Source organism: Stenotrophomonas sp. 99219_Sma (assembly GCF_056480785.1).
This window is the reverse complement of sequence record NZ_CM151117.1, coordinates 454,110-465,398: the sequence shown is the minus strand read 5'-3', so window position 1 is coordinate 465,398 and position 11,289 is coordinate 454,110. Positions and strand designations below refer to the sequence as shown.

The following is an 11,289-nucleotide window of genomic DNA, read 5'->3' as shown; positions in this document are numbered from 1 at the left end:
ACCTTGGTCGACACGCCGCTGTGGTAGGTGTCGACCTTGGTCGACACGGACGGAAACAAGAAGGGGTCAGTTCCCTTTCCCGGTGGAAAAGGGCTCTGACCCCATCTGTGTGCTGCCTTGGCGTGTTACCAGTTCGGGTCTTCGGCCGGGGCGGCAGCGGGCTTGGGCTTCGGCTTGGCCGCCGGGCGCGCGGCGGCGGCCGGTGCAGCCGAGGCCGTTGCGCCGGCAGCGGCAGCGGCAGCGGCAGCAGCCGGCTTGCTTCCCAGCTTCTGGCGCAACTCAATCTGGCCCGGACGGAAGCCGCCGCGCATGGCGTCGACACCGTCTTCGATGGTGCCGTACGAGGTCTGTGCGGCCACGCGGTCGATGCGGATGGTGCAGCACGGGTGTTCGCTGCGGCCCAGCGAGCGACCGGTCTGCGGGTCCTTCAGTTCTTCGCCCAGGCGCACGGCCTGCCAGCGCTGGCCGGCCTGCACGGTGTCACCGCCCTGGCTCAGCACCACCTGGTCTCCGTCCACCGAAACCACCGACACCGGGAACAGCGTGGTGACGATGGTGGTGCCGATCTGGCCGGACAGCGATTCCATCATCGCCGCGGCCATGTTGCGGCCATTGACCACGCGCGGCAGGGTGCTCGGGCCAGTCGAGGCCAGCTGGTGGTCGAAGCTGTCGGACATCACCACCTGGCCGGTGGTGGCGTTGATCAGGCGCAGGGTGATGCGGCCGCCACCGGAGTACGAGGTCACCTGGCGGTCGGACATGCGCAGGTTGCGCACGCTGCGCGGGTACTCGAAGCGTTCGATGGTCGGGATCAGGATCAGGTCGGTAGCCAGCTGCTGGCCCACGCGTGCGGTGTCCTGCAGGCGCACGTTGCCGCTGTTGATGTGGTCGATCTCGGCCTGCAGTTCGTCGCCGAACTCGCGGTCCAGCACGATGAAGCGCTGGGTCTGGGTCAGCGTGTCGGACAGGCGCGCGCGGATCGCGTCGGCCACTTCGTCCGCGTCCACGCGGCCGTCGCCCACGGCATAGCTTCCGGCCTTGGTGCGCGGCAGTGCAACCACGATCTTCGGCTTGCCCTGCTCGTCCGGCGCGCGGTACTGGGCGATCTGTGCGCGCACGCGCACCTTCCAGTAGCTGCGCATGCTGCGATGGGTCACGTCGGAATCGAACGAACTGGCGCCACGCTTGGCATCGACGTTGACCTTCTCGTCGTAGCTTTCCCTGACGCTGGCCGAGGCCGAACCGCTCTTGGCCGAGGCTTCGCCGGAGGCACTGGCCGACGCCGAGCCCTTGAAGCTCCAGCCTTCGTCGCTGGCGCGCACGCGGGCGATGGTTTCCTCGTCCAGCTGCCGCACTTCATCCTGCGACAGGATTTCATAGCCCAGCACCGCGCCCTGCGAGCCGGCGATCATCTGCTGGGTGAACGCGTCGGCGCGGATATCGCCGACGTGTTCGTCATCCACATCCACATGCAGGCCTGCACGCAGGCTCTGCATCTGGCTGGCCACGCGTACGCCGTTGACCTGCGCCACCGCCGACTGCAATGCCGCCAGCACCGCCAGTTCCGGGGTGCTGCCGATGCCGTCGGCTTCGCGCGCGACCTGGGTGGTGCCGCCGAAATCCGGCGTGCCACGCAGGGGCGCTGCTTCCACTGGCGCATTGCTGGCCAGTGCACTGGTTGCCTTGTCCTTGGCGGGCGCGGCGGCCGGGGTGTCCTGCTTGCCACAGGCTGCAAGCAGCGTGGCAGCCAGGCCCAGGCCGATCAAACGGTAGGTCATACGCATGGAGATTCGCCTCGGATCAGAGCGTGTCGAGCATCGAATCGGCGTTGGACGGCACCTTCACCTTGCTCTTCCTGGCGAAGGTCACGGCCGACTTGGTCGAACCGTACAGGCCCTGGATGAAGCCCGGCGATTCCTTGGCCACCCATGCACCTGCTGCCAGCTTGCGGCCGACGGTGGCCAGCTGGGTCGCGCCCAGGTTCTTCATGCCGGCGGTGAAGTTGCTGGCTTCGCCGCCCAGCTTCTGTGCTTCGGCCGCCGAGGACAGCAGCGAGACCAGGCCTTCGGCGTAGTGCTGCTTGGATTCAGCGTTCAGTTCCGGCTGTGCGGCCTGGCGCTCGTTGATCGCCGCCTGCGCAGCTTCACTGACCGACACCGACTTCTTCATCGCATCGACGCTGACCGAACCCGACGACAGCGCCTGGCGCTCGGCTTCCAGCAGCTGCACCTGCTCGGCCAGGCCGAAGGCGCGGGCAAACGAGGTCTGGGCCTGCAGCGAGTGCGACTGCGAGCTGACGAAACGACGCACCAGCGCTTCCTGCGCGGCTTCGTCCGGAGCGGCGGCGCTGGAGGCGCTGCTGCTGGAGGTGCCGGTAGCGGCGCCAGCCAGGTCCTTCAGCTTGCCCAGGCCAGCGTGGGCCGGCATCGACAGGGTGGCGGCAGCGATGGCCACGACAAGAGCGGTATTGCGGATCATGTGAGTGTCCTTTTGGGAGAGACGGCCGCGAAGCGGCACGTGGGAAATCGGTAACCCCAGGGCGATGCCGAGCGAGCTCGGCACCCACCGGGGTGGCGGATCAACGAACTGCCTTGACGTTCAGTTCGTTGATCATCTGCTGGGCAGCCTTTTCAGCCGCCAGCTGCAGCGCGTTGGTACGGGCGACGGTTTCGTTCGGGCCGGTACCGGAGAACTGCACCGGGCCCACCGACGACACGGTGCGCGGGAAGCGACCGGTCACGTCCAGCACCTTGCCGGTGACCGTGACGAACACGCGGGTGTTGCCGCTGGCCGGGTCGCGGTCGCGCATGCCGACGTCGAGGGTGCCGACGGCGATGTACGGGATGTTGGCCGCACGGATGCCGTTGGCGGTATCGCGCAGGGTGGCCGGGGCCAGGTCGTTGCCGGTGCTGAAGTCCTTGCGGATACGCTCGATGCTGAGCAGGCCGCGCGATTCGCCTTCCACGTATTCGGCTTCAACCACTTCGTAGCCGGCGGCGCTGAAGGCGCCGGTCATCGCGGTGTTCACTTCGGCGGCGTTGGCCACCTTCCAGCTGATGTTGTCGCTGCGCTGGGTGGTGCTGCCACCGCTGGTGACCGACATCGAACCATTCTGGTTGATGCTGCCGTTGGTGCTGACCGAGTTGCCGCGGAAGCTGTCGCCTTCACGGGTGTTCTCGCTGTAGCTGCTGCTGGCGTCGACGCGGCGGTATTCCTTGTCCTGGAACGACTGCACGGTGTCCTGCGAGCGCGCCATGAACAGGAAGGTCAGCAGCGAGCGCTGCGCGGCGGTGGCACCGGCCACGGCCGAGCCGGCATCCAGCTTGGTCTGCAGCAGTGTGGTGTTGATCTCGGCGCGGACGGTGACGGTGTAGGTCTTGGCCTTCTTGTCTTCGGTGTCCGACAGCTGCACGGCGCTGAGCACGTAGCGGTCGATCTCGCCGATGAACTCGGAGCGACGTGCTTCGAACAGGCGCAGCTTGGCCGCACCGGTCTCGGCGATGTACGCCTCCAGTGCATTGACCTTGGCCTTGTTCAGGGCCTGGGCGCGGGTGTCGGCACTCAGGCGCAGGCCGTAGCTGGCCGAACCGGTACCGCGTGAACTGGCGGTCTGTGCAGCGACCGGGGAGGCCACCACCAGGGCGATGAGGATGAGCAGGATGGTACGCATCAACGACATGACTTGATCAACTCCTGGAGGGCTTGGGTCTGCTGCTGCAACGGGCGGCCGCCCGGCTTCTGTTCGTCCAGCCAGCCGCGCGAATCGGCGCGCTTGGCGGCGGCGCCGGCGAAGGCGTCGAAGCCGGCCAGCAGGGTTTCGTAGCTGGCCGACCACTGGTCGACCTGCCACTGCGTGACCGGCACCACCTTGGTGGCACCCTTGCGCAGCGGCTGTTCGAAATAGACCTTGCCGGAGAACGGCTCGGTCACCTTGGCGGTGAAGAACGCGCCGAACAGCATCGTCTTCATCGCCGGCGTTTCTTCGATCACGCCGTTCTTCAGCGCATCCACCTGCAGGTTGATGACGTAGTCCGGCTCGGGAATCTTCAGCTGGTAGACCTTGCCGTCGGCAAAGCGCGCCGCCATCGCACCACCGATCGCCTGGCCCGAGGCCGGCGGCAGCAGGCCGACGCCGGTATTGGACGACAGCGTCTTGGACAGCTCATGGGCCAGCGTGGCGCGCAGCGGGGCTTCCCACTTCGGGTCGGGCAGCTTGGCGCGGACCGCGTCGGACAGGGTTACGCCACCGACCTGCAGGCGACGCACGGCGGCATCGGGCAGCCTGGCCTGGGCGAGGCTGGCAGCCAGCACCTGCGACAGGCTGGTATCGGCGCTGCCATACAGGAGATCGGCGACGATCGCGTCGATATCGTCGTTGTCCGGCCGGTAATCCTGCACGTCGATGCGCTGCAGGGTAAGCGGATAGGACGCGATCACCTGGCGCTCGCGGAAATCGAAGAACAGCGCCTGCAGCGCCACTTCCACCAGCACCTTGTACTGGTCACCGATCGGCTCGACCGAGACCAGTTCGCGGTCCAGTGCCGCGGCCAGCACTGTCGCACTGGTGGTGCCGTCGAGCATCGCCACCGGCTGGTCGATCAGTTCCAGATTGGCCGGCGGGCGACGCTTGAGCCCCTGCCCCAGGGTCTGGTTGAGCGGGATCAAGCCACGCTTTTCCAGCACGGCGTGCGCATGCGGCGTGGTCGCCTGCACGGCAGCGGCATCAGCGGTATAGGCAAAACCGGCCCAATAGGCCTGCTGTGATTTGTCTGCCGCCTGCACGGCCATCGGCCATACGGCCAGGCACAGGGCACAGGCAAGCAGGCGCGCAAAAGCGCGCGATGCGCTCTTCGTCCTTGAATACATCCAACCGCTCCTCGGTCAATACGCATGGAAAGTGGACGCTGACGCGTCCGCTGGGCGCGAAACATAACGGCTCGCGGGCCCGCCGACAAGTGCTGCCTTCGTCGAGGTCACTCCGTGGGAGGCAGGCCGGCCCGTTGCCGCAGCAGGCCCCGCTCTGCCTGGTTCTGGCTGAGTCTGGCGGCTTCCGCAAAAGCGTGACGTGCGTCCAGGTCGCGCCCCAGCGCCTGTAGTAACTCCCCGCGCACCACCTGCAGCGGCGCGTACTCGCGCAGTCGCGCGTCCACCAGCAACGGCTGCAGCTGCGCCCACGCCGCGAAGGCACCGTCACTGCGCAGCACCGCCACGGCCCGGTTCAATGCAACAACCGGCGAGGGCTGCACCTGCAGCAGCTGCGTATAGAGCGCTGCGATGCGCGGCCAGTCGGTATCCTCGGGGCGGCGCGCCGCTGCATGGCACGCTGCGATACGCGCCTGCAGTACATAGGGATCATCAGCGCCACCGGCGGCCAGCGCGCGCGCCAGCACCTGCTGCCCGCGTTCAATCTGCAGCCAGTCCCAGCGCGCGCGGTTCTGCTGGTCCAGCAGTACCGGCACGCCCTGCGCATCGGTCCGTGCCGCGGCACGCGAGGCCTGCAGCTCCATCAGCGCCAGCAGGCCCAGCACCGGCGGCACCGGCAGCCGGTGCGCCAGGATGCGCGCGAGCCGCAGCGCCTCCTCGCACAGTGCCGGGCGCATCCAGTCGTCACCGGCACTGGCCGCATAGCCTTCGTTGAACACCAGGTAGATCGCTTCCAGCACCGAACCAAGCCGCTCGGGCATCGCGTCAGCACGCGGGACCTCGTAGGGCACCTGCTTCTGCGCCAAGGTGCGCTTGGCGCGCACGATGCGCTGGGCGATGGTCGGCTCGGGCTGCAGGAAGGCGCGCGCGATCTCGACAGTGGTCAGGCCACCCAGCAGGCGCAGGGTCAATGCCACCCGTGCATCGGCCGGCAGCACCGGATGGCAGGCCACGAACATCAGCCGCAGCAGGTCGTCACCCAGATCATCTTCCAGCGCTTGACTGTCATCGGGCGCCGGCAGCGGCGCCGGATGCAGTTCCTCGCCCCACTGCGCATGCTGCTGCGCCACCCGCTGGTGCTGGCGCAGCACATCAATGGCACGGTTGCGCGCAGTGGTCATCAGCCAGGCTCCGGGGTTGTCCGGGATGCCCTGCTCCGGCCAGCGCTCCAGCGCGGCCAGCCAGGTGTCCTGGGCCAGCTCCTCGGCGCGGCCGACATCGCCCCCGAGCAGCCGCGTCAGGCGCGCGATCAACACCGGCGACTCCATCCGCCAGAGGGTTTCCAGACGCTGCGTCAGTGCGGGCTCGAGCATGCGCCGATCACAGCACGCACGCCCGGCCCGCACAAGCGCCGCAGCTCACGCTTCAACTATCGGCTTGAAGCCGCCCCAGAACATGCGTTTGGTGTCGAACGGCATGTCCTTCGGGCCCAGCGACGCCAGCCGTGGGTCCGCCATCACTTTCGCGTTGATACGGTCGCGCGCCGCGCGCGAACGGAACACCACGAAGGCGACGATCACCGTTTCGCCCGGTTTTGCCTTGACCGCACGCGGAAACGACGTGCTCTTTCCCGGTTCCACATCGTCAGCCACGCATTCCATGTACTGCAGCGCGCCATGGTCCTTCCACACCGCACCGGCCTTGCGGGCAAGGCCGCGGTAGGCCGCCACCTTGTCCTGGGGGCACGGCAGCACGTAAGCATCCACGTAAGCCATGAGGATTCTCCCTGCGGCGGCCGTCAGCCCGGCTCGCCGTCCATGTGTGCGATTTCCCAGAGATGGCCATCCAGATCCTGGAAGCCGCGCTGGTACATGAAGCCCAGGTCGCGCGGCGGCTGCGGTTCGCTGCCGCCGGCGGCCAGTGCCTTGTCCACCAACTCGTCAACTGCCTTGCGACTGGGTGCCGAGAGTGCGTTGATCACTTCCGTGTGGGTGTGCGCATCGGCAATCGGCTTGTTGGTGAACTGCTGGAAAAAAGGCTGGGTCAGCAGCATCACGTAGATGCTCTCGCTGATGACCATGCCTGCCGCGTCATCGTTGGTGTAAGTTGGATTGAAGCTGTAGCCCAGCGCGGTGAAGAAGGCCTTGGATTTCTCCAGGTCCTTCACCGGAAGATTGACGAAGATCATCTGCGGTTGCGGTGCATTCATCGGTGAAGCTCCTTGTGGATGAAAAGAAGAGGGATCAGGGCTGCTTCATGCAGTTGACCATCCACGGCTTGCCGTAGCGGTCGATCAACATGCCCCAGCGGTGCGCCCAGAACGTTTCGGCGATCGGCATCTGCACCTGGCCACCGTCGGCCAGCGCGGCGAACACGCGTTCGGCTTCTTCGATGCTGTCGACGTCGACATTGATGGTGGTCGAGCCACCCTCGCCACCGCCGGGACCGTCGGCCGCCATCACGATGGCGCTACCGATTTCCAGCTGGCTGTGCGCGACGTGGTCCAGGGTTTCCGGCGGCATCTCGTTGCAGCCCGGCGAGCCATCGGAGGGCGGCATGTCGCGGTATTTCATTTCCGAGGTGACCTGGCCACCGAGTGCCTTTGCATAGAACGCCATCGCCTCATGGGCCTGGCCGCTGAAGCCGAGGAAGGGAATCAATTTCATGGCAATACTCCGTCGTGGGTTTCAGGGTGGTAGCGCCGGTCCATGCCCGGCGGGGGAAATGAACCGGGTCAACCTTCCAACTGTGCACGCAGACGCTGTTCCTGCTGCTGTAATTCCGGGGTGAAGGCTTCACCGAAGTCTTCGGCGGAGATCAGCGGGCGCAGCTCCAGCGTGCCGCCACTGTTGAACGGCGCGCGGCTGGCCCATTCAACGGCCTCGTCCAGCGAGCGCACGTCCCACAGCCAGAAACCGGCGATCTGTTCGCTGGCGGGGCCAAACGGACCGGCCTCGACCTTCGGCGCGCCGCCGCCGAAATGAATGCGACGTCCGCGCTGGGTGGCATGCAGGCCTTCACCGGCCAGCATGATGCCGGCGGCCACGAGCTGTTCGTTGAAGGCGCCCATGTCGGACAATTCCTGTTCGCTGGGCATGCGGCCGGCTTCGGAGTCGGCGTTGGCCTTCACGATCACCATCACTTTCATTGCGGTCTCCCGTGGGGACGCGTGGTGCGTGCCCTTCACTGGGTACAACGAACCAGGGGGTTGGGAATCGACACGTTCTCTGAAAATTGTTTCTTCCGTGGAAAGCGCGCCTTCGGCGGGAGTCGGCGAACGGCGGAGCCCCTCCGTGGTGGGTGGGTTGGTCGCTGAAAGCTGGTTTCCTGTGGGTGGGCCGGGCGGGTGGGATTGGCGGGGACGCCGTAAACCCGTCCATGGGGGCTTAGCCGCGGCATCCATGCCGCGGATACCCCGCCAACCCCACCCGCCCGGCCCCAGACAGATTCCGGTGGCCGAACCACCACGGGAAGATCAAGAAAAAAGGGCAGAGGCAACAGCAACAGCGGGTGGCTGGCGACCTCGGCTTTGCGAGCGGAGCGACCCGCTTTTGCTCTTGTTGTTGATCTCCCGTGGTGGGTCAGCCGCAGAGATCTGTCCAAGGCCGGGTGGGGAGGCAGGGCAGGGGCGTGAGCCGCATGGATGCGGCGACCGAGCTTACATGGACGTACTTGCAGCGCCCCCTGCCCTGCCTCCCCACCCGGCCAAATCCAAGAACCCGAGCTTTCAGCGACCAACCCACCCACCACGGAGGGGCTCCGCCGTTCGCCGATCGCCCGCCGCAGGCGGCCTTTCGCGCTGCAGCATGCCGGCAGGCAAACCTGCGCCATCATGGACACCCCGCCCCCCGCCAGGATCGTGCCATGCAGCAGTACCTGCTTCTGATCTACATCGAGCCTGCCCTGCTGCAGGCCCTGCCCACCGAAGAATTCAACGCGCTGATGCGCGACTGCCTCGCCCACGCCGACAAACTGCAGGCGGAAGGCACGCTGCTGGCCGCGCAGAAGCTGCAGCCGGTCGACACCGCGCAGACCCTGCGCGTGCGCGATGGCCACAGCCGCGTACTGGATGGCCCGTTCGCGGAAACCCGCGAACTGCTGGCCGGCTTCAACCTGATCGTCGCCCGCGACCGCGGCGAAGCCATGCGCATCGCCCGCGATTTCCCGTGGGCACGCTTCGGCAGCATCGAGGTGCGGCCGCTGGAAGACATGGACGCCGAGCGCGAACGCTGCGGCGCCCCGGCTGCGGCTATGGCAGCAGCCGTACCCTGATCTCGCGCGGGCCCACGCCTTCGTTGCCGCTGTAGTCGCGCACGCTGGCGCGCACGGTGTACTCGCCCGGTGGCAATGCCGCCGGCTGCCAGCGCCCGGTTTCCATCAGGCCGTCACGCACGGTGTTGGTGGCCAGGTAGCGGAAACGGGTCACCGCGCTGCCATGCACGGTGATGCCGCTGTCCGGCGCGTAGGCCACGCGCACCGCTTCGTTCTGCGGCGGCATGCGGTTGAACACGATGTTCCAGCGCGGTTGCTCGTAGCCCTGCAGCGGCTGCCCGGCAGCATCAAGGATCTGGTAGCCCACCTGGTACATGCCCAGGCGGCGGCGCGGCAGGTTGTTGTCGACCTGGTCCCAGGCCTCGACCACGATCTGCACGCCGCGGCCCTGCCGCGCCAGCATCACCACGCCGTCGCTGCCGGCCGCCAGCGGTTGGTCGTTGTCGTCCAGCAGCGCCACATCGGTGATGCGCGGTGCGAAGTGGTCGGCGTAGTTGTGGAAGCCCAGCGCCACGGCGTTGGTTTCGAAGCCGCCGGTGCCCACCGCCAGGTGCACGTGCGCCTGGTTGTTGATACTGCCCAGGCGATCGCCGACGTGGATGCGCGTGCCGCGACGCACCCGCATCCGCTCCAGCTTGCCCTGTTCGTCGTACAGCGCCTGCCAGCGCGCATCGAACGGCTGGTCGCGCGGTGTGCGGCCGACCCGCATGTGGATGTACTTGAGGCGGTCCACGGCCAGGCCCTCGGCCTGCCCACCCAGGCTCCACGCCGCTACCGGGCTGCTGATCTTGCCATCGGCGATCGCCAGCACGGTCTGGCCGACATCGCCGCGCACATCGAAACCGCCGTGCAGGTGGTGGCGGCTCTCGCCCTTGAAGTTGCCGCGCACCTCGCCCAGCGTGCCGACCACTTCATGCCAGCCATCCTGGGGTGCCAATGGCCAGCGCCCACCGGTGTCCGGCAATGCTGCATCGGCAGCGGGCCCGACCAGCGCCGGTGCCGGCAGGTCACCCACCGGCAGCGGGCGCAGGCGGTGCAGGCGATAGCTGGCGGAATCGGCGACCAGCACGCTGCCATCGGCATCCATCGCCAACCCACTGGGGCGGGCCAGGCGTGGCAGGCGGCCGTTGCCCACCAGCGCGATCTGGTGGCCCTGCGGTGTTACCTGCACGATGCGGCCATCAAGGTCACCCACGTACAGCACGCCGTCGTGCGTGGTGGCCAGCGACAGCGGCCCATTGATCACGCCGCCATCGCCCAGCAGCGTGCTGACCATGCCGTCGGCACCGACCCGACGCACCGCGTTGTTGAACAGGTCGGCCACCAGCAGCGCGCCGTGCGCATCGAAGGCCAGCGCCACTGGTGTATCGAAGCGTGCATCGCCCGCCAGGCCATCGGCCAGCCCCGGGCGCTCGCCGCCGGCCAGGGTACGCACGTTGCCGTCGGTACCGATCACCCGGATGCGGTCGTTGAAGGTATCGGCCACATAGACCTGGCCCTGCGCGTCCACCGCGATGCCCATCGGTGCATCGAAGCGCGCCTGCGCGGCAGGGCCATCGGCGTAGCCCTGTTCGCCACCGGCCAGCGTGTTCACCTGGCCATCGGTGCCGATACGGCGGATCGCGTGGTTGCCGGTGTCGGCCACATACAGGTTGCCCTGCGCGTCGGCGGCGATGCCCGAGGGCGTATTGAAACTGGCCTGCAGTGCCGGGCCATCGATACGCCCCTCGCCCTGCCCGGCCACCGTTTCAACGCGGCCATCGGGAAGTCGACGACGGATCCGGTTGTTGTCACCGGCATCGGTGAAATAGACGCTGCCATCGGCACTGCGCAGCAACGCGTACGGATCGGCGAAACGCGCCTGCGCGGACGCGCCATCGCGGTCACCCGGGTGGCCATCGCCGGCCAGCGGCTCGATCTGCGCGGTCCACGCCAGCGGCGTTGGAACCGGACCTGCCGGTTCTGCCGGCGTATGCAGCGGCGTCTCCCACCAGGTCGCGGCCAGTGCCACTACGGTCGCCAACGCTACGCCTGCCGCCATCCATTGCCACCGTGCCATCGTGCTGCGCTGCCTGCCTGCTGTCTGAAGAGGCACCGACAATAGACGCTGAACGCAGGATCCGCCAAGGCCAAACGTACTGCCGGATACCAGAG

Annotated in this window: 11 protein-coding genes; 1 reads left to right on the top strand and 10 read right to left on the bottom strand. The window is 67.4% G+C overall.

Going from position 1 to position 11,289, the window contains the following annotated elements; genetic code table 11:
* Positions 1-125: 125 nt before the first annotated feature.
* The 9 genes from ACZK13_RS02125 to ACZK13_RS02085 all read right to left on the bottom strand — a co-directional run bounded on the left by ACZK13_RS02125 (position 126) and on the right by ACZK13_RS02085 (position 8,011).
* Positions 126-1,784 (bottom strand): CsgG/HfaB family protein, encoded by a 1,659-nt coding sequence (locus ACZK13_RS02125; protein ID WP_478482236.1) that lies wholly within the window; start codon positions 1,782-1,784, stop codon positions 126-128.
* A 16-nt stretch (positions 1,785-1,800) separates the two neighbouring features.
* On the bottom strand, positions 1,801-2,478 hold the full coding sequence (locus tag ACZK13_RS02120) for a hypothetical protein (RefSeq protein ID WP_154262149.1): 678 nt from the start codon (positions 2,476-2,478) through the stop codon (positions 1,801-1,803).
* Between the two features lie 100 nt (positions 2,479-2,578).
* Positions 2,579-3,679, bottom strand: a complete 1,101-nt coding sequence (locus ACZK13_RS02115) for a hypothetical protein (RefSeq protein WP_049398326.1) — start codon at positions 3,677-3,679, stop codon at positions 2,579-2,581.
* A complete protein-coding gene (locus ACZK13_RS02110; protein WP_049398325.1) occupies positions 3,670-4,866 on the bottom strand; it encodes a hypothetical protein in 1,197 nt (398 codons plus the stop codon). Before ACZK13_RS02110 ends, ACZK13_RS02115 begins: the two co-directional genes overlap by 10 nt.
* 107 nt (positions 4,867-4,973) lie before the next feature.
* Entirely contained in the window at positions 4,974-6,236 is a 1,263-nt protein-coding gene (locus ACZK13_RS02105; RefSeq protein ID WP_478482234.1) for an RNA polymerase sigma factor, read from the bottom strand.
* Positions 6,237-6,281: 45 nt separating this feature from the next.
* A complete protein-coding gene (locus ACZK13_RS02100; RefSeq protein WP_004139960.1) occupies positions 6,282-6,638 on the bottom strand; it encodes a DUF1428 domain-containing protein in 357 nt (118 codons plus the stop codon).
* Positions 6,639-6,661: 23 nt separating this feature from the next.
* Positions 6,662-7,072 (bottom strand): VOC family protein, encoded by a 411-nt coding sequence (locus ACZK13_RS02095; RefSeq protein WP_004139958.1) that lies wholly within the window; start codon positions 7,070-7,072, stop codon positions 6,662-6,664.
* Positions 7,073-7,106: 34 nt separating this feature from the next.
* On the bottom strand, positions 7,107-7,529 hold the full coding sequence (locus tag ACZK13_RS02090) for a VOC family protein (protein WP_012509913.1): 423 nt from the start codon (positions 7,527-7,529) through the stop codon (positions 7,107-7,109).
* A 68-nt stretch (positions 7,530-7,597) separates the two neighbouring features.
* Positions 7,598-8,011, bottom strand: a complete 414-nt coding sequence (locus ACZK13_RS02085; RefSeq protein ID WP_180837545.1) for a YciI family protein — start codon at positions 8,009-8,011, stop codon at positions 7,598-7,600.
* 716 nt (positions 8,012-8,727) lie between these two features.
* Here ACZK13_RS02085 and ACZK13_RS02080 point away from each other — a divergent pair.
* A complete protein-coding gene (locus tag ACZK13_RS02080) occupies positions 8,728-9,135 on the top strand; it encodes a YciI family protein (RefSeq protein WP_253143375.1) in 408 nt (135 codons plus the stop codon).
* Here ACZK13_RS02080 and ACZK13_RS02075 read toward each other — a convergent pair.
* On the bottom strand, positions 9,113-11,194 hold the full coding sequence (locus ACZK13_RS02075) for a gluconolaconase (RefSeq protein ID WP_253143374.1): 2,082 nt from the start codon (positions 11,192-11,194) through the stop codon (positions 9,113-9,115). The genes ACZK13_RS02080 and ACZK13_RS02075 overlap by 23 nt on opposite strands.
* Positions 11,195-11,289 lie beyond the last annotated feature (95 nt).

What these genes read in the sequence shown, in the direction of transcription:
- ACZK13_RS02125 (WP_478482236.1), bottom strand. Translation starts at nt 1,784, where the DNA reads ATGCGTATGACCTACCGTTTGATCGGCCTGGGCCTGGCTGCCACGCTG.
- ACZK13_RS02120 (WP_154262149.1), bottom strand. Translation starts at nt 2,478, where the DNA reads ATGATCCGCAATACCGCTCTTGTCGTGGCCATCGCTGCCGCCACCCTG.
- ACZK13_RS02115 (WP_049398326.1), bottom strand. Translation starts at nt 3,679, where the DNA reads ATGTCGTTGATGCGTACCATCCTGCTCATCCTCATCGCCCTGGTGGTG.
- ACZK13_RS02110 (WP_049398325.1), bottom strand. Translation starts at nt 4,866, where the DNA reads ATGTATTCAAGGACGAAGAGCGCATCGCGCGCTTTTGCGCGCCTGCTT.
- ACZK13_RS02105 (WP_478482234.1), bottom strand. Translation starts at nt 6,236, where the DNA reads ATGCTCGAGCCCGCACTGACGCAGCGTCTGGAAACCCTCTGGCGGATG.
- ACZK13_RS02100 (WP_004139960.1), bottom strand. Translation starts at nt 6,638, where the DNA reads ATGGCTTACGTGGATGCTTACGTGCTGCCGTGCCCCCAGGACAAGGTG.
- ACZK13_RS02095 (WP_004139958.1), bottom strand. Translation starts at nt 7,072, where the DNA reads ATGAATGCACCGCAACCGCAGATGATCTTCGTCAATCTTCCGGTGAAG.
- ACZK13_RS02090 (WP_012509913.1), bottom strand. Translation starts at nt 7,529, where the DNA reads ATGAAATTGATTCCCTTCCTCGGCTTCAGCGGCCAGGCCCATGAGGCG.
- ACZK13_RS02085 (WP_180837545.1), bottom strand. Translation starts at nt 8,011, where the DNA reads ATGAAAGTGATGGTGATCGTGAAGGCCAACGCCGACTCCGAAGCCGGC.
- ACZK13_RS02080 (WP_253143375.1), top strand. Translation starts at nt 8,728, where the DNA reads ATGCAGCAGTACCTGCTTCTGATCTACATCGAGCCTGCCCTGCTGCAG.
- ACZK13_RS02075 (WP_253143374.1), bottom strand. Translation starts at nt 11,194, where the DNA reads ATGGCACGGTGGCAATGGATGGCGGCAGGCGTAGCGTTGGCGACCGTA.